The 16,412-nt window shown below is 72.5% G+C and carries 16 protein-coding genes; 8 read left to right on the top strand and 8 right to left on the bottom strand.

The features are described from left to right. Positions 1 to 274: 274 nt before the first annotated feature. Positions 275 to 856 carry an HhH-GPD-type base excision DNA repair protein gene (locus HAV40_RS37375; RefSeq protein ID WP_166389045.1) on the bottom strand — a complete coding sequence of 194 codons (582 nt, stop codon included), beginning with the start codon at positions 854 to 856 and terminating at the stop codon, positions 275 to 277. 174 nt (positions 857 to 1,030) lie between these two features. Continuing rightward, on the bottom strand, positions 1,031 to 1,582 hold the full coding sequence (locus tag HAV40_RS37370; RefSeq protein ID WP_166389044.1) for a VanZ family protein: 552 nt from the start codon (positions 1,580 to 1,582) through the stop codon (positions 1,031 to 1,033). Positions 1,583 to 1,632: 50 nt separating this feature from the next. Here HAV40_RS37370 and HAV40_RS37365 point away from each other — a divergent pair, with 50 nt between their 5' ends. Next, positions 1,633 to 3,093: a DUF7782 domain-containing protein gene (locus HAV40_RS37365; RefSeq protein ID WP_409365009.1), complete on the top strand. Its 1,461-nt coding sequence runs from the start codon at positions 1,633 to 1,635 to the stop codon at positions 3,091 to 3,093. 138 nt (positions 3,094 to 3,231) lie between these two features. Further along, complete coding sequence (dtd, locus tag HAV40_RS37360) at positions 3,232 to 3,654, top strand: D-aminoacyl-tRNA deacylase (protein WP_166389043.1); 423 nt, start codon at positions 3,232 to 3,234, stop codon at positions 3,652 to 3,654. 74 nt (positions 3,655 to 3,728) lie between these two features. On the opposite strand, the gene HAV40_RS37355 is transcribed toward dtd, so the two are convergent. After that, positions 3,729 to 4,508: a sporulation protein gene (locus tag HAV40_RS37355; protein ID WP_239086925.1), complete on the bottom strand. Its 780-nt coding sequence runs from the start codon at positions 4,506 to 4,508 to the stop codon at positions 3,729 to 3,731. A 119-nt stretch (positions 4,509 to 4,627) separates the two neighbouring features. On the opposite strand from HAV40_RS37355, the gene sigB reads away from it, so the two are divergent. The 3 genes from sigB to HAV40_RS37340 all read left to right on the top strand — a co-directional run bounded on the left by sigB (position 4,628) and on the right by HAV40_RS37340 (position 7,629). After that, entirely contained in the window at positions 4,628 to 5,608 is a 981-nt protein-coding gene (sigB, locus tag HAV40_RS37350; protein ID WP_166389041.1) for an RNA polymerase sigma factor SigB, read from the top strand. A 133-nt stretch (positions 5,609 to 5,741) separates the two neighbouring features. Then, on the top strand, positions 5,742 to 6,230 hold the full coding sequence (locus HAV40_RS37345) for a SigE family RNA polymerase sigma factor (RefSeq protein WP_166389040.1): 489 nt from the start codon (positions 5,742 to 5,744) through the stop codon (positions 6,228 to 6,230). A 1-nt stretch (position 6,231) separates the two neighbouring features. Beyond that, on the top strand, positions 6,232 to 7,629 hold the full coding sequence (locus tag HAV40_RS37340; RefSeq protein WP_166389039.1) for a hypothetical protein: 1,398 nt from the start codon (positions 6,232 to 6,234) through the stop codon (positions 7,627 to 7,629). A gap of 96 nt (positions 7,630 to 7,725) precedes the next feature. Here HAV40_RS37340 and HAV40_RS37335 read toward each other — a convergent pair whose 3' ends face one another. Genes HAV40_RS37335 through HAV40_RS37325 form a run of 3 tightly spaced genes read right to left on the bottom strand, consistent with a single transcriptional unit; the run spans position 7,726 to position 12,207 of the window. After that, positions 7,726 to 10,215 (bottom strand): GNAT family N-acetyltransferase, encoded by a 2,490-nt coding sequence (locus HAV40_RS37335; RefSeq protein WP_239086936.1) that lies wholly within the window; start codon positions 10,213 to 10,215, stop codon positions 7,726 to 7,728. Beyond that, positions 10,202 to 11,377, bottom strand: a complete 1,176-nt coding sequence (locus HAV40_RS37330; protein ID WP_166389037.1) for an acetoin utilization protein AcuC — start codon at positions 11,375 to 11,377, stop codon at positions 10,202 to 10,204. Before HAV40_RS37330 ends, HAV40_RS37335 begins: the two co-directional genes overlap by 14 nt. A gap of 5 nt (positions 11,378 to 11,382) precedes the next feature. Continuing rightward, on the bottom strand, positions 11,383 to 12,207 hold the full coding sequence (locus HAV40_RS37325; protein ID WP_166389047.1) for a sulfurtransferase: 825 nt from the start codon (positions 12,205 to 12,207) through the stop codon (positions 11,383 to 11,385). Positions 12,208 to 12,343: 136 nt separating this feature from the next. Between HAV40_RS37325 and HAV40_RS37320 the strand changes: the two genes are divergently transcribed. Continuing rightward, positions 12,344 to 12,610 (top strand): VOC family protein, encoded by a 267-nt coding sequence (locus tag HAV40_RS37320; protein WP_166389036.1) that lies wholly within the window; start codon positions 12,344 to 12,346, stop codon positions 12,608 to 12,610. Between the two features lie 33 nt (positions 12,611 to 12,643). Next, positions 12,644 to 13,348 carry an iron-dependent transcriptional repressor DtxR gene (locus HAV40_RS37315; RefSeq protein ID WP_166389035.1) on the top strand — a complete coding sequence of 235 codons (705 nt, stop codon included), beginning with the start codon at positions 12,644 to 12,646 and terminating at the stop codon, positions 13,346 to 13,348. 87 nt (positions 13,349 to 13,435) lie between these two features. On the opposite strand, the gene HAV40_RS37310 is transcribed toward HAV40_RS37315, so the two are convergent. Both HAV40_RS37310 and HAV40_RS37305 read right to left on the bottom strand, forming a co-directional pair. Then, positions 13,436 to 13,978: a hypothetical protein gene (locus HAV40_RS37310; RefSeq protein ID WP_166389034.1), complete on the bottom strand. Its 543-nt coding sequence runs from the start codon at positions 13,976 to 13,978 to the stop codon at positions 13,436 to 13,438. Positions 13,979 to 14,230: 252 nt separating this feature from the next. Beyond that, the gene (locus HAV40_RS37305; RefSeq protein ID WP_166389033.1) at positions 14,231 to 15,028 is read right to left on the bottom strand and encodes a hypothetical protein; all 798 of its coding nucleotides are present in this window, start codon (positions 15,026 to 15,028) and stop codon (positions 14,231 to 14,233) included. A gap of 161 nt (positions 15,029 to 15,189) precedes the next feature. On the opposite strand from HAV40_RS37305, the gene HAV40_RS37300 reads away from it, so the two are divergent. Further along, positions 15,190 to 16,191 carry an aldo/keto reductase gene (locus tag HAV40_RS37300; protein WP_166389032.1) on the top strand — a complete coding sequence of 334 codons (1,002 nt, stop codon included), beginning with the start codon at positions 15,190 to 15,192 and terminating at the stop codon, positions 16,189 to 16,191. The last annotated feature ends 221 nt before the right edge of the window (positions 16,192 to 16,412 follow it).

Genomic DNA, 16,412 nt, shown 5'->3' with positions numbered 1-16,412 from the left:
GCTGATCCACTGGGCGATGATCGGCACCATGAGCAGGCGGTTGACCGGTGAAGCTGTCCCGTCTTGGCGCGATCCCGCACCCAAAACGGATACAACCTCACCGATCTGAACCAGTCACCCTCTAAGAAGGTGCCCTTCCTTCTGGGCCGGACGGCGGAGATCACTGTTTCGGGTCAGAAAGTGAGGTCTGACCAGAGCTTTGGACACGAAACAGCGATCTTGGACTGGCTACCCGCGGGGCTGGGACGCCGTGCGAGGCAGAAGGCCGGGAAGGTCAGGGTTTGGCGGCTTTGGCGTCGGCTTTCATCTGCTTCTTGAACTCGCGGACCTTGGCCAGGGAGGCGGCGTCACGGATGTCGGCGACCGAGCGCAGCGAGCCCTCCTCGCCGTACGCCCCGGCGACTTCGCGCCACCCCTCCGGCTGTACGCCGAACTGCTTGCCCAGCAGCGCGATGAAGATCTGCGCCTTCATCTTGCCGAAGCCGGGCAGCGCGGACAGCCGCTTGAACAGGTCCTTGCCGTCCTTGGCCCCGGTCCAGATCGTGGCGGCGTCCCCGTCGTACTCGTCGACGATGGCGCGGGCGAGCTTCTGCGTGCGCTCGGCCATCGAGCCGGGGAACCGGTGGATGGCGATCGGGCGCGAGAACAGCTCGGCGAAAGCGGTCGGTTCGTAGTCGGCGACCTGCGCCGCGTCGAGCCGCTGCACCCCCATGCGCTCGGCCAGCCGGTACGGCCCCACGAACGCCTTCTCCAGCGGGATCTGCTGGTCGAGCAGCATGGCGGCGATCAGGGCGAGCGGGTCGTGCTGCAGCATCTCGTCGGCGGCAGTCTCCTGCGCGAGCCAGAGCTTCGTCATGGCGTACAGCCTGCCAGAAACCCGTCCCCCGCAAGCCCGCACCGCGCCTGTCCGCCAAGATCGCTCGATTTGCCAGGCAACCGGGCGAAAACACGCCCAAGATACGCACAGGTGCCCGGCAAGTCGGCCGATCTTGGCGCGCTCGGCGGGCGAGGCACGCGTGGCAGGGTGTGGTCAGGCCGGGACGGGGACGCGGGCGCGGGACCACCAGGGACGGGTGACCAGGCCGCCGAGCAGGCAGCCCACCGCGTTGACCAGTACGTCGTCGATGCTGCACACCCGGTCGGTGACGAACAGCAGCTGGGTCACCTCGATCACCACCGACCCTGCCGCCCCGAGCAGCAGCAGTCGCAGGGGCGAGGCGAGCGCCGGGAAGCGAACCGGCGCGCCCGCGCCGAGCGCGAAGAAGACCAGCAGGTTGCCGCCGATCTGGGCGATCAGCCAGGGCAGCGGCATCGTGAACTGCTGGCCCAGGTCACTCAGCGGCACCAGGTAGAGCAGCGTGGTGTCCGGCGGCACCTGCTGAGGGGTCATCGTCATCCACACCCAGGGCAGCGTGCCGAGCACCATCGCGCCCTCGGCCAGCGACCACCGCCACGCGAGCCCAAGCGGCACGCCCGCCTGTGTCCGATACCGGACCAGGGCGGCGACGATGAGCAGGGTCAGGGGCACCAGCGCCGCCGTAGTGAGCAATACGGTGTGCCAGTGCGCCCATACCTGTGCCATGCGGAGGAGGTTAGTGCACCGCGCACCACGCGTTGGTGCACGATGTCAGGGTGCAGACGCTGCTGGAGACCGCTGACATCGATCATCTGCGAACCGCGCTGACCCGCGCCGGGTTCACCGCCTCGGGCATCGCCGACCGGCTCGGGCCGCAGGCGGCGGCCGACGCGGGCCGCAGCGACTTCCGGGCCGCGCTGCGGATCACCGGTTCGGGTGACCCGCTGGACACGCTGATCCGGCTGTTCATCTGCGGGCAGACCGAACCGGAGTCGGCCGTCGCGGCGGCGCTGGCCCCACTGTCACCGGCTGCGGCGCGTACGGCCGGATTGCTGGTGCTCGGCGACGGCGGCCTCGCGGCTGGCGTCGACCTGGAGCCGTACGGCGACTGGTGGGTCCTGTCGGACCTGCCCGCCCAGCCGGGCCGCCAGCTGGCCGCCGACCATGTGCTCGGGGTCGGCGGCGCGTCCACGACGCTGGCCGGGGCGACCGTGCGCACCCCGGTCGGCACGGCGCTCGACCTCGGCACCGGCTGCGGCGTGCAGGCGCTGCACCTGAGCACGCACGCGCGTGCCGTCACGGGCACCGACCTGTCCCCGCGCGCGCTGCGCTTCGCCGCGACGACCGCCGCGCTCAACGGCATGAGCTGGGAGCTGCTGCAGGGCGACATGCTGGCCCCGGTCGCGGACCGCCGGTTCGACCTGGTGGTCAGCAACCCGCCGTTCGTGGTCGGCCCCGGCCTGGCCACGCACGTCTACCGCGACTCGGGCCGGGCCGGCGACGGCGTGTGCGCCGAACTCGCCGGTGCCGCGCCGACCCTGCTCAACGAGGGCGGCACGCTGCAGTTCCTGGCCAACTGGGTACACGTGAAGGGCGAGGACTGGGAGGACCGGGTCGCGGGCTGGTTCGCGGGCACCGGTATGGACCTGTGGGCGATCCAGCGCGAGGTCAGCGACCCGCTGGACTACGTACGCCTGTGGCTGGCCGACGCGAGCGAGAAGCACGACGCGCAGCGGGCCGCGCAGTGGCTGGACTGGTTCGCCGCGCACGGCGTCGAGGCGATCGGCTTCGGCCTGGTCACCGCCCGCAACGGCGGCAAGGCCGACCCGTCGGTGGTCTGCGAGGACCTGCGCCAGCAGGTGCAGGCCCCGCTCGGCGACCGCGTCGCGGAATGGTTCGCCCGCCGCGACTGGCTCGACGCCCGCGACCGCGACCAGCTCCTGTCGGCCCGCTACCGCCGCGTCGACGGCCTCCAGCTGCGCCAGGAGGCCACCATGAGCGACGACGGCTGGATCGTCGACCGCCAGCTCCTCGCCATGCCCGAGGGCCTGCGCTGGGTAGAGGAGATCGACCCCCTCATCCTCGCCCTGGTCAGCGGCACCGACGGCACCCTCCCCCTGCACGACCAGATCTCCCTGCTCGCCACCGCCCACGAGGCCCCTGTCGAAGACCTCGCCACCGCCCTCCTCCCTGTCCTGGACCACCTCGTCGAACGCGGGCTCCTCCTCCCCACGTGACCTCGCCCGCCTACGGCCGCCCCAGGGTCGGCGTGCGGGCCTGACCACGGACCAAGTTGATCATCAACTTGTCGACGTGTTCGGCGCCCTGTCGCCACCCTGTCGCCGTGATCGACTTCGGCAGGGCAGGCTAGGGGGATGCGTGCGGTGGTGCAGACGGTCAGTCGGGCGAGCGTGACGGTCGCCGGGGAGATCGTCGGGGAGATCAAGGACGGGCTGCTGGTGCTGCTGGGGGTGACGCACGGCGACACCCGGGCCACCGTCGAGACGATGGCCCGCAAGGTGTACGAGGTGCGCCTGCTCGACGGCGAGCGCAGCGCCTCCGACGTCGGTGCGCCACTGCTGGTGGTCAGCCAGTTCACGCTCTACGGCGACGCCCGCAAGGGCCGCCGCCCCACCTGGCAGGCCGCCGCCCCCGCCGAGGTCGCCGAACCGTTGTTCACCGCGTTCGTGGCGGCGCTGCGCGCCCGCGGCGCGACCGTCGAGACGGGACGATTCCGCACCCAGATGCTGGTCGAGTCCGTCAACGTCGGCCCCAACACCCTCATCATCGACCTCTGACCCACCACCCCCGCCGCCGCAGATCGATCACGGCGGCAGGGTGGCGGCAGGGCGCCGAAAATTCAGGGCGGCCCCTAGAACAGGGGGCCCTTGCGGGTGGTGGACTCGGTGAGCCAGTCCTTGAGCAGGCCGCGCCAGTCGGTGTCGGCGATGGTGGCGGGGTCGACGGTGAAGCGGCCGAAGATCTCGCGGTCGGCCAGCGGGCCGACCTTGCGGTCCAGCTCCATCACCACGTGCAGCTTGCGGTCCGTGGCGACGAAGGTGACCTCCAGGTTGCGCACCTGGGCCGCGTACGCGGTGCCGGGCAGGAACTCGATCTCCTGGTAGAAGGGCAGCGACTGGGGCAGGCCGCGCAGGCGACCCTTCTCCATGTGCGCCTTCACGAACTGGAAGCCGAGCTTGCTCAGCGTGTCGAGGATGTGCTGCTGGGCGGGCATCGGGTCGATCTCGACCGGGTCGAGGTCGGTCCGGTCGACGGCGCGGGCCACCTCCAGCTCGGTACGCAGGCCGACGTTCATCCCGGCTATCTGCTGCCCGAAGGCACGGGTCAGCGGGGTCTCCAGCGGCACGTCGCAGGTGATGTCGAATACCCGACGCTCCCGCGCGCCCAGCGTGAAACCCTCCACGACCTTCTGCCGGCTGATCTCGCCGACGGACTGGTCGCCGAGCAGGCCGCCCTGCACACCGACGTCGGTGACCAGCGTCAACGCGATGTATCCAATGGACACCTGGTGATCCCCGCCGGTGACCTCGACGGTGCCGCTGAGCTTGCCGCCGGGCTTGGCCCGCGACACCTTCAGCTCCGTACGCACCGACGGTCCGCCGACTCCGAACATGCGCATCAGGCGCTTCATGACCACACGTCCCTCCCCTGTCCGCCCCATGGTGGCAGATTCACGAAATCGTCTCACCGCCGTCTCACGCGCCATACACCAAGCTGTCCAGTACACAAGGCGACACGGGGAGGACAGCGATGAGCGACGAGAGCATGGAAGCAGTGGCCGTTCTGGACAGCACGACTGCCGATCTGGACGAGACCGACGAGCGGGGCGTCTCGACCGACCTCGTCCGCGCGTACCTCAACCTCATCGGCCGCACCAAGCTGCTGACCGCCGAGCAGGAGGTCGTGCTGGCGCGCCGGATCGAGGCCGGCCTGATGGCCGAGTACGTCATGGAGCGCGACGGCATCACCGGCGACCGTGACTTCGCCACCGTGATCCGCGAGGGCCAGGCCGCCAAGAACCACCTGCTGGAGGCCAACCTGCGGCTGGTGGTGAGCATCGCCAAGCGCTACACCGGTCGCGGCATGGCGTTCCTGGACCTGATCCAGGAGGGCAACCTCGGCCTCATCCGCGCCGTCGAGAAGTTCGACTACACCAAGGGCTACAAGTTCTCCACGTACGCCACCTGGTGGATCCGCCAGGCCATCACCCGCGCCATGGCCGACCAGGCCCGCACCATCCGCATCCCGGTGCACATGGTGGAGCAGGTCAACCGCATGGTCCGGGTGCGCCGCGACCTGGCCACCGCGCTCGGCCGCGAGCCGTCGATCGCGCAGATCGCCGTCGCCCTGGAGATCCCGGAATACCAGGTCATCGAGCTGATCTCGTACGACCGCGAGCCGGTCAGCCTCGACCAGGCCGTCGGCGAGGACGGCGAGAGCGCGCTGGGCGACTTCGTCGCCGCGGTCGACCCGCGTGGTGACGCCGCCGACGCGCTGGCCCAGGGTCAGCTGCGCGACGAGGTCGAGATCGTGCTGTCGACGCTGTCGCAGCGCGAGCAGGCCGTGATCCGGCTGCGCTTCGGCCTGGACGACGGCCGCCAGCGCACCCTGGACGAGGTCGGCAAGGAGTTCGGCCTGTCCCGCGAGCGCATCCGCCAGATCGAGAAGACCACGCTGCTGAAGCTGCGCAGCGGCGAGCGCGCCGAGCGCCTGTCGGTGTACGCCGCCTGACGTCCCGCACCAGATCAGCGCACAGCCCCGGCCCGGTGGCCGGGGCTGTGCCGTGTCCGGGCTCCACCGTGACTCAACCTTTGTGGACGGTCGCGTGTTCGTGCGGGTGGACACACGAGGGGAGACCGGCCCGATGCCCGACGACGACTTCGAGGCGTTCGTCCAGCAGCGCTACACGGCACTGTTACGCACGGCGTACCTGCTCTGCGGCTCCCGCGACCGGGCGGAGGACCTGTTGCAGAACGCTCTGGCGGCCGCACTGCCGAAATGGCGGCGGATGGACCACCCGGAGGCGTACCTGCGCCGAATCATGATCAACCAGCTGGCCAACGTCTGGCGACGGCCGATCCGGGAGATCGTCACTGCCGTGCTGCCGGACCGCCCGGGGCACGATCCCGCGATCGAGGACCGCGACGAGCTGTGGTCCGCGCTGCGCCGGCTGCCGGTGCGCATGCGGGCGGTGCTGGTGCTGCGCTACTGGGAGGACCGCTCGGAGCAGGAGACCGCGCAGATCCTCGGCGTGAGCGTGGGCACGGTGAAGAGTCACGCCTCACGTGGCCTGGACCGGTTGCGCGAGCTGGTGCCGGAACCGTCGATGGCCACCCGGAACGGGGAGAACTGACATGATCGACGAACTCCGGGCCACCCTGGACCGGCACTCCGACGACGTCATCGCGCGGCCCGACCCGTACGCCCGGGTGGTGAGGCTGCGCCGCCGTCGGCAGCAGCGCCGGGTGACCGCGTTCGCGGTCGTCTTCGTGCTGCTGGTGACCACGCCGACGATCTGGCTGCTGGCCCCGATGGACGGCCCGCACTACGCCGCACCGCCCGTGCCCGCCGCGCTGCTTCCGCTGCTGAACTCCCCCACCCGGGGCAGCCTCGCCGGGGACGGCGCGTTCCTGGCCGTGATGCGGCGGCGTGCGGCGAACGAGGTCGGTCCGTCGCGCGACAATCCGGCCGGCGGTCCGTACATGCCCACCGACCCCGACCGGATCAAGGTGCTGTTCGCCGGCGACATCGGCATGCGGCGCTACGTGATGGCGGCGGGCATGGACGGGTGGCCGCTGCTGGCGACGTTCCTCGGCAACGCCGCCGAGCGTCCCGAAGACCTGTCCCTGAGCGGATCCGGCGCACTGGAGGCCGTCGCGCAGACACACATCAGGGGCGAGGAGGGGCCGCAAGCCGAGAACACGTTCCTGCTGCTGGGACCGACCGGTGCGATCTACGAGCGGGCGCAGTCGCAGTGGACCTCGACCGGGGTCACCCGCACCTGGACCGAGGTGCCCGCCCTGGACGGCTACCTCGCCATCGTCAACGTCACCGCGCAACAGCGGCTGCGGGTCCGGCTCGGCGACAAGGTGCTGCGCGAGGTCACCGCGTACCCCTCGACGTACGCCACGACAGACGTCGACCCGGTGCCCTACGGTGGGCGCGGCACGCCCTTTCCCGACGCCGCGCGGGAGGTGGCTAGCAGCCTTGCCAACCTGACGCAGCTCGCGGACACCGACGTCACGATGCGGGTGCTGTGGAGCGAGCAGGTTCCCGCACCGGGTGCGGCCGACGGGCTGGTACAGGCCGTCACCGTGCAGGTGGTGAGCGCGGATGGCGGCGGCCCCTACACGACCGGCTTCGTCGACGGGGCAGGTGACTGGCGCGACCAGCAGACCGCCTCCGGTTTCGCCGCCGACCCGGCGCACGCCCTGATCGTGCTGCGGCTGCCGAGTTACGTGGCCGAGGACAACGAACGCCTGCAGATCATCGCTCCGCCGTCGGCGGTGCGGGCAGACCTGGTCCAGGACGGCCGGGCCACGCAGATCGCCTTGACCAAGGGGGTCGGCTGGCGGCTCGTGCCGCCGAAGGCGACGGTGACCGTCCGGGCGTACGACGCCGCAGGCACCCTGCTGGCCACGACGGAGTTCACCGACCTCCTGCCCCCGCAGTGCGACCGCCTCGACCCGACGACCTGCCAGGATCCGGTCCCCGCAGCGCCTGTTCCAGTCACGGCCGGGCCGACGCCATGAACCAGGTGGGCCGGCGCGCACGGGGGCGCCGGCCCACCGAGCACGTGCCCGAGACAGTGGGCAGGAGCCCTGGAGAGCGCCTGACGGCGCCCTCCCTCAGCGCAGCTGGCGGGGACCGGTGTCGGGGCGGGGGGTGGAGGCGGCGAGTTCGCCCAGCACATGCAGGACGGAGACGCCGGTCGGGTGCACCAGGATCGGGTTGAAGACGAGGTGGCGCAGGCGGGCCGTGTCGGCGGCCAGTTGCCCGATGCGGACCAGCAGCGCGGCCAGCGCGTCCGCGTCGGCGGCGGCCAGCAGCGGGGCGGCCTTCGGTGCCCGCACCAGGTCCGTGGCGTCGGTGTCGGTGAGCGGGGCGGCCCGCCAGGCACGGTCGCCGACGAGTTCGGTCACGGGACCAGCCAGGCCGAAGCCGACGACCGGGCCGAACGCGGGGTCGTCGACGACCTCGACCACGCAGGCCACGCCGGGCGCGACCATGGGCTGTACCAATACTTCGACATCGGCTCCGAACAGCTGCTCCAGGTCGGCGTAGGCGCGCAGGGCCTCGTCCGGGCCGCCGAGGTTGAGGCGTACCGCGCCGAGGTCGATGCGGTTGGGCCGGTCGGCGACCTTGAGGGCCACCGGGGCCGCGTACCCGGAAGCGGCGGCGGCGACCTGGTCGGCTCCGGCCGCGCGGGTGCTCGGCACGACGGGGATGCCGTACGAGGTGAGCAGCGTGTCCAGGTCGGGCGCGTTCGGGTCGGCACCGGGCGGGGCGGGCGGCAGCGTGCCCGCGGGTTCGCGCAGCCAGGCGGCGCGCCGGGTCACCTGCGCGAGTGCCCGGACCGCCTCCTCGATCGACCGGTACGACGGCACCGTCACGGGGCCGCGCCCCGCGAGGAAGCTGGCCAGCACCGGCTTGTCCGCCTCGTCCACGGCCTTGGCCAGCGCGTCGGCGTACGGGCCCAGCAGCGCCGTCTCCGCGCTCTGGTCGGCGGCGAGCGGCCCGGTGGGCAGCGGCGGCGCGACGACCACCACGACCGCGTCGGTGTCGTCGCTGTGCAGCGCGGCGTACACCGCGGCGGCCAGCTCGTCCGGACCGGCCGCCGGACCGACCGCGCCGGAGCGGCCGACGCGCAGCCCGGCGGCCCTGATCTCGGCCGAGGCCAGCGCGGACAGCGCGAACGCGTTGCTGACCACGCCGATCCGGTCACCGGCCGGCAGCGGCTGGGCGGCCAGCAGCGTCGCCACGTCGAACAGCTCGCCGACGGTGCCGACCTCGATGACGCCGGAGTGGGCCCGCAGCGCCTGCATCGCGGCCTCGTCCAGGACGGAGCCGCCGTGGCCGGTGTGCCCGGCGAGCATCACGATCGGCTTGTGCCGCCCGGTGGCGCGGGCGATGCGGGCGAACTTGCGCGGGTTGCCGAAGGACTCCAGGTACATCGCGACGACGTCGGTGTCCGGGTCCTCGGCCCAGAACTGCATCAGGTCGTTGCCGGACACGTCGGCGCGGCGGCCCGCGCTGACGAACCCGCTCATGCCCAGCCCGCGCCGTTCGGCCTCGGCGAGCAGCAGCAGGCCCAGCGTGCCGGAGTGGCAGAACAGGCTCACCCGGCCGGGGCCGGGCAGGCGCGGCACGAGCGTGGCGTTGAGGCGTACGGCATGGTCGGCGATGCCGAGACTGCCCGGCCCGATCACCCGCATGCCCGCGATCCGCGCGGCCCGCACCAGGTCCCGGCGCTGTGCCGGGTCCATCTCGGTGAGCACGAGCAGCCCGTGCACCCCGGCCGCGGCGGCGTCGGCCAGCACGCCCGGCAGCGCGAGCGGAGGTGTCGCCACGACCGCGAGGTCGATCCCCGGCTCGTCCGCCAGGTCGCGGAGCGACCACAGCGGACCGTCCGGGTGTACGTGGTGCACCGGGCCGGTGAAGCCGCTCGCGCGCAGGTGGGCCAGCACGGCCGCGCCGACGCCCCGGCCGGACGCGCTCGCGCCGTAGACGGCGATCGCGCGCGGGCGCAGCAGGCGGGCCACCGAGCGGGCCTCGGTGCGCTGCTCGCGGTCGGCCTGCACGGCGCGGGAGCGTTCGGTGGGCGCGACCGGGAACGTCATCGTCACCACACCGTCGGCGTAGCGGCGGGTCACCTCGTACCCGGCGTCGGTGAACACGCGCAGCATGGCGCCGTTCTCCGGCAGCACCTCGGCGACGAACCGGGTGATACCCGCCCCGGCTGCCGCTGCGGCCAGGTGCTCCAGCAGCACCGAGCCGACGCCGCGGCCCTGGTAGGCGTCCTCGACCACGAACGCGACCTCGGCGTCGACCGCGCCCTCGCCCAGCCGCTCGTAGCGGCCCACCGCGACCAGCCGCTCGCCCGCGGCGACCACGAACGCCTCCCGGTCGAGGTGGTCGACGTTGACGAACCGGTGCAGGTCGCGCGCGGGAATCCGGGGGTACGGCGAGAAGTAGCGCAGGTAGCGGGTGCGCTCGGAGAAGCGCGAGTGCATCGCCACCACCGCGTCGGCGTCCTGCGGCGTGATCTGCCGCAGGTGGACCGTGGTGCCGTCGGACAGCAGCACATCCGCGCCGGTCACGGGCTCAGTCCCGCGGATCGTGCGGGTCGAGCCCGTGCAGCGGGAAGACCGCCCGGCGGGCCGCCATGATCGCCTGGTCGAGCCGGTCGCCGTCCGATCCGGGCTGCCACGGGGTGTACGCGACGTCGCCGCCGTCGGTGAGCGTGCTCGGCACGTCCCGTCCCGGCACCCGCGCGGCGGCCAGCGCCCGCCACGACTCCGGCAGCGGGGTCGCCGGGTCCAGCGGCTCGCCGGTCACCATCGCCAGCAGGTGGGCCCAGGTCCGCGGCACGACCTCGACCAGGGCGTATCCGCCCCCGCCGGTGGCCACCAGCCGCCCGGAGCACACCTCGTCGGCCAGCGCCCGCACCGCGAGCTGCGCCGCCCGCTGCCCGTCCACGGTCAGCCGCAGGTTGGCCAGCGGGTCCAGCCGGTGCGAGTCCGCCCCGGCCTGCAGCACGACGAGCTGCGGCCGGAACGCGCGCACCACCGACGGCACCACCGCGTGGAAGGCGCGCAGCCAGCCGGTGTCACCGGTGCCCGGCGGCAGCGGCACGTTCACCGCGCTGCCCTCCGCCTTCGGGCCGCCCGTCTCCTCGACGTAGCCGGTGCCGGGGAACAGGGTCAGCGGGCCCTCGTGCAGGCTCACCGTGAGCACGCGCGGGTCGTCGTAGAAGATCTCCTGCACGCCGTCGCCGTGGTGCACGTCGATGTCGACGTACGCGATCCGCTCCGCGCCCTGGGCGAGCAGGTCGGCGATGGCGACGGCCGGGTCGTCGTACACGCAGAACCCGGCCGCGCGGGCGGGCATCGCGTGGTGCAGGCCGCCCGCCACGTTCACCGCGCGCAGCGACCGGCCCGACCACACGGCCCGGGCCGCGGCCAGCGTCGCCCCGCAGATCAGCGCCGACGCCTCGTGCATGTGGTCGAAGACGGGGTTGTCCGGGGTGTTGAGGCCGTACCCGCGAAAGAACGGGTCGTCGGGCGCGGCCCGGACCGCGTCCAGATAGTCCCGGCGGTGCACCCGCAGCAGCTCGGCCTCGGTGGCCGGGGCAGGGGTGACCAGCTCCACCCCGGGCCGGTCGAGCACGCCCAGGTCGCGGGCCAGCGCCATGGTCAGCTCGACCCGCACCGGGTTGAGCGGATGGTCGCCCATGTCGTAGCCGAGCAGCGCGTCGCTCCACACCACGGTCGACGTCATACGGCTCACCCGCGGCCGATCGGCCGGGACGGGTCGGTGATCCAGTGGCTCCACGAGCCGACGTAGAGCGCGGCGTCGGTGCGGCCCGCCGCGTGCAGGGCGAGCAGGGTGTGCGCGGCGGTCACGCCGGAGCCGCAGTATGCCCCGACCGGCCCGTCGCCGAGGTCGGCGAACACGTCGCCGAGGTCGGCGCGCAGCGTGCCGTCGGCGTTGACGAGCTCGCCGTAGGGCAGGTTGCGGGCACCGGGAATGTGCCCGGCCACCGCGTCGATCGGCTCGGTCTCGCCCCGGAACCGGGGTGCGACGCGCGCGTCGAGCAGGACCCCGCCTGCGGCCAGCGCGGCGGCCCCGGCCGCGTCCAGCACCGGCATCCCGCCCGGCACCACCGTCACGTCACCCCGGACGATGTCAGGCCTCTTGTCGGTGATCTCGCCACCGGCGGCGGACCAGGCCGCGAAGCCGCCGTCGAGCACGCGTACGTCGGCGTGCCCGGCCCAGCGCAGCGTCCACCAGGCACGGGCGGCGGCCATGCCGTCACCGGTGTCGTAGACGACGACCGGCCTGCCCTCGCGTACGCCCGCGGCGCGCAGCGCGCCCTCCAGCGCCTCCGGGTGCGGCAGCGGGTGGCGGCCACCCGCGCCGGGCGGCCCGCACAGGTCGCGGTCCAGGTCGACGAAGACCGCGCCCGGCACGTGACCGGCCTCGTAGTCGTCGCGGCCGGGCGGGCCGGACAGCCGCCACCGCACGTCGAGCACGGTCGTGGGCTGCTCGGAACGGAGCCGGTCGGCCAGCTCCGCCACGTTGATCAGTGGAGTACGCACATTCGCCAGTCAACACCATCGCCCGGCGTGTGTCGTGGCGCACTGTCCCACTCCGCTGCGAGACTGCCGGCCATGACTCTGCCCGGCCGCCTCAGCATGGTGACCCTCGGCGTCACCGACCGGGTTCCGCAACGTCACACTCGCCGTGAACCCGGCCACGCAGGCGGAGGTGGACGAGGCGCTCGCGACGGCCGTGGCGGCCGGTGCGACACTGCTGAAACCCGCCCAGAAGGTGGAGTGGGGCGGTTATTCGGGCTACTTCGCCGATCCGGACGGACATGCCCGGGAGGTGGCATACCACCCGTTCTGGCCGCTCAACGAGGCAGGCCTGCCCGAACTGTCAGGAGCGGTGCGGGGGCAGGTTGATCAACCCACATACGCCGACGGGTGCCGCTGCGGTGACACGCAATAGAATCGCAGCCAGCGACTTGGAGAGGACCCGTTCATGTCCGACCTCATTGACACCACCGAGATGTATCTGCGCACCATCCTCGAGCTCGAGGAGGAGGGCGTGCCGCCGCTGCGCGCCCGCATCGCCGAGCGCCTGCACCAGAGCGGCCCGACGGTCAGCCAGACCGTGGCCCGCATGGAGCGCGACGGCCTGCTGACCGTCGTGGAGACCGACCGCCACCTGCAGCTGTCCGAGGCCGGCCGGGCGCACGCCGTCGCCGTCATGCGCAAGCACCGCCTCGCCGAGCTGCTCCTGGTCAACGTCATCGGCATGCCCTACGAGGAGGCCCACGAGGAGGCCTGCCGCTGGGAGCACGTGATGAGCGACGCCGTGGAGAAGCGGGTCTACGACCTGCTGAACCGGCCCACCCGGTCGCCGTACGGCAACCCCATCCCCGGCCTGGACGCCCTCGACATCAAGCCCCGCGACACCGAGGGCGGCGACGCCCCCGAGCGCAACCTGGCCTTCCCCGGGCTGACCGGCCAGGTCGTGGTCCGCCGCATCTGCGAGAGCGTGCAGACCGACTCCGAGGTGCTGCGCCAGCTGCACGCCGCCGGGGTCGACCCGGGCGCGACCGTCACCGTCGCCCAGGAGCGCGACGGTGTCTCGATCGACCACGGCGGCGAGCCTGTCCGCCTGCCCCGCGAGGTCGCCTCACGGGTCTTCGTGACGGCCGCGGCTCTGGCACCGGCTCTGTAGCTGTCGCGGCGTGGTGGTCTTCGGCCATCCTGGTCGTGCTGAAAGGGCTCCGCTGCTTCGGCAGGGGAGCCCTCTCCGTTCCGGGGGTCAGACTCCGGCGCGGTCGATGTCCCTGGCCAGGGCTATGACGTCGGGCAGCAGGGCTGCGGCGTCACCGCCCTCGGGGACGGTGACCTTCAGGATGAGCAGGCGGGCGTTGCCGGCCAGCCAGCCGACCTCGGCGTACGGGCCCCGGCTCGCGACGGCCGGTTTGACCTGCGAGTAGGCGACCTTGCCGAGCGCGGACACGGCCTTCGCGCCGGTCGGCTGCATCGCGGCCTTGAACACGGCGGCGTCGGCCTTGGTCGGGGTCACCGACACGCTCAGCTCCGGCAGCGCCGCATCCGTCGGCCGGGCCACGCAGGTGCTGGTCTTGTCGTGGATGGCCGGGCTCGCGATGGCCAGCCGCACGTGCAGTCGCTGCTCGATGCGAGCGGCGTCCAGCAGCAGGCAGGCACCGGTCGGCGCGGGCGGGCTGGGCGACACCACCCGTGGTGCCGCCGCGGGCGGCTCGTGCGCCGAGGCCCCCGCACCGGAGCAGCCGGCCAGCAGCGTCCCGCTCGCCATCAAGGCCATCACCGTCGTCCGCACCGGACCAAACTAGCCGCTGTCCGGGTACGCCGAAAGTCCGCTCACGTTCGGGTCAGCTGCCTAGCCTGATGCCATGACGGGAAAAGTAGTGCATTTCGAGCCACCGCTGGCCAAGATCGTCTCGTGCGGCGGCCGGGTGCTCCAGGAGCGGCAGGCCGTCGGCACGATGGACTTCACGGCGAGGGCAACACGGTCGGGCTCTGGCAGAACGGGTGACGGGGGCGCGATCCGCCCCCGTCACCCGCCGCGGAGTCAGCCCTGCCGCTCGATCTGGCTGCGGATCTGGAGGAACTCGGCCTTGACCTCGTTCACGGTCTTGTAGTACCAGACCACCATGCCCAGGCTGCCCCGGTCGGCCCAGGCGCAGACCACCATCGGCACCGCCTCGGTCTTGGCGCTGCCGCACTTGGCCTCGCCACCGAGCGGGCCCGCGTCCACCGGGACGATCCCGGTCGCGGTGACGCCCGAGGTGCCCATGCCGCTGAAGGCCGCGTCGATCTCACGCCCCGGATCGGTGATGGGCGCGGCGGCCGCGAACATCATCACCAGGTCCTGCTTGGCCTGGTCGCCGTAGAAGCCCGCCACGGCCGCCGTCGACGACGGCAGCATCGTCTCGAAACTGCCCTTCATCGTCTCGGTCAGCGCTTCGAGCTGCGGGTCGGTGGACTTGGCGCGGCCCGCGAGCGACGCGGGTGCGACGACCGTGATGTCCTTGGCCGCGGCCTGCGCGCTCGCCGAGGCGATCACGTCCTCGACGTTGCGCTGGATGTCATCGGCGGTGTCCTTGAGCAGGTACCAGGCGCCGATGCTGCCACCGCAGCACAGCAGCAGGATGCCGATCCCGATGCCGATCCACAGCCCCGCCTTGGACTTCTTCGGGGCCGGCGGCACCGGCTGCCCGTAGGAGGACTGCCCCGGATAGCCGGACTGCGGCGGGTAGCCGGGCTGCGCGGGATAACCGGGCTGGGCAGGGTAACCGGGCTGAGCGGGGTAGCCAGGCTGCTGCGGGTAGCCGGGCTGCTGGTCCGGAGACGGGGGCGGATACGACATGCGGGGCTCCTGGCACTCGGGGGTCAGCGCATCGTATCGGCGCACCCTGTCATCCGGCCCCGCCGCTGTCCGGACCCGGACCTCGGCCGTACGCACCCTCGCGGCGGGTCCGGTCCCGCACCGCGCCAGCGCCCGGCCGCTTCCGGGGAGAAGATGGAGGCATGACCGCTACGCGACGCATCGGCAGCAACGGACCCGAGGTGAGCGCCATCGGCCTCGGCTGCATGGGCATGAGCTTCGCCTACGGGCAGCGCGACGACGAGGGGTCCGCCGCGACGCTGCGGCGTGCCCTCGACATCGGGGTGACCCACCTCGACACCGCCGACATGTACGGCTTCGGCCACAACGAGGAGCTGATCGGCCGCGTCCTCGGCGACCGGCGTGACGAGTACGTGCTGGCCACCAAGTTCGCCAACCGGGGCGAGACCGACGCGCAGGGCAACCTGGTCCGGCGCTGGGTCGACTCGTCGCCGCAGTGGGCCCGCCAGGCCCTGGAGGACTCGCTGCGCCGCCTGCGCACCGACCGCGTCGACCTCTACTACATGCACCGCCGCAGCCCCGACGTGCCGATCGAGGACACCGTCGCGGCGATGGCCGACTTCGTCAAGCAGGGCAAGGTGCGCTACCTCGGGCTGTCCGAGGTCAGCCCCGCGACGCTGCGGGCCGCCCACGCCGTGCACCCCATCACCGCGGTGCAGATGGAGTACTCCCTGTTCACCCGGTTCGTCGAGGACGAGATGCTGGCGACCTGCCGCGAACTCGGGGTGGGGCTGGTGGCGTACTCCCCCGTCGGCCGGGGCTGGCTCACCGGCACCATCACGTCCCCGGCCGACCTGGCCGCCGACGACTTCCGGCGCAGCGTGCCCCGGTTCGCCGAGGAGAACTTCGCCCACAACACGGCCCTGGTGCAGGCCGTACGCGAGGTCGCCGACGAGCTCGGCGCGACGCCCGCCCAGGCTGCCCTGGCCTGGCTGCTGGCCCAGGGCGACGACGTCCTGCCGATCCCCGGCACCAAACGCGTCTCCTACCTCGAGGAGAACACCGCCGCCGCCGACCTGGCCCTCTCCCCCGACCAGCTCGCCCGCCTCTCCGCCGCCGTCCCACCCGGCGCCGTAGCCGGCGAACGCTACGCCGCATCCGGCATGTCCACCGTCAACCAGTAACGCCAGCCCACTCCGCCCTGTCCCGGCGCTCCGCGCCACCCGCCGAAGGAAGGGCACCTTCCCATCGCCCGCGTAGAGGAAGGTGCCCTCCTTAACCACTCCCGACCGGGGTCGGCACCGGTGACGTGCATGATCGCTGTTTGGTGCCCAAGATCTGCGGTCTGACCCCACTTTTTGGCACGAAACAGCGATCATCACCCGGCAGTCACCGGCTCCACCCA

Source organism: Catellatospora methionotrophica (assembly GCF_011297335.1).
Classification (GTDB): domain Bacteria; phylum Actinomycetota; class Actinomycetes; order Mycobacteriales; family Micromonosporaceae; genus Catellatospora; species Catellatospora methionotrophica.
This window is presented reverse-complemented; position numbering and strand designations above follow the sequence as displayed.

Bases quoted from the DNA above. Each gene is read 5' to 3' on its own strand.
- HAV40_RS37375 (WP_166389045.1), bottom strand. From the start codon at position 856: ATGACGAAGCTCTGGCTCGCGCAGGAGACTGCCGCCGACGAGATGCTG.
- HAV40_RS37370 (WP_166389044.1), bottom strand. From the start codon at position 1,582: ATGGCACAGGTATGGGCGCACTGGCACACCGTATTGCTCACTACGGCG.
- dtd (WP_166389043.1), top strand. From the start codon at position 3,232: ATGCGTGCGGTGGTGCAGACGGTCAGTCGGGCGAGCGTGACGGTCGCC.
- HAV40_RS37355 (WP_239086925.1), bottom strand. From the start codon at position 4,508: ATGAAGCGCCTGATGCGCATGTTCGGAGTCGGCGGACCGTCGGTGCGT.
- sigB (WP_166389041.1), top strand. From the start codon at position 4,628: ATGAGCGACGAGAGCATGGAAGCAGTGGCCGTTCTGGACAGCACGACT.
- HAV40_RS37345 (WP_166389040.1), top strand. From the start codon at position 5,742: ATGCCCGACGACGACTTCGAGGCGTTCGTCCAGCAGCGCTACACGGCA.
- HAV40_RS37340 (WP_166389039.1), top strand. From the start codon at position 6,232: ATGATCGACGAACTCCGGGCCACCCTGGACCGGCACTCCGACGACGTC.
- HAV40_RS37330 (WP_166389037.1), bottom strand. From the start codon at position 11,377: ATGACGTCGACCGTGGTGTGGAGCGACGCGCTGCTCGGCTACGACATG.
- HAV40_RS37315 (WP_166389035.1), top strand. From the start codon at position 12,644: ATGTCCGACCTCATTGACACCACCGAGATGTATCTGCGCACCATCCTC.
- HAV40_RS37305 (WP_166389033.1), bottom strand. From the start codon at position 15,028: ATGTCGTATCCGCCCCCGTCTCCGGACCAGCAGCCCGGCTACCCGCAG.
- HAV40_RS37300 (WP_166389032.1), top strand. From the start codon at position 15,190: ATGACCGCTACGCGACGCATCGGCAGCAACGGACCCGAGGTGAGCGCC.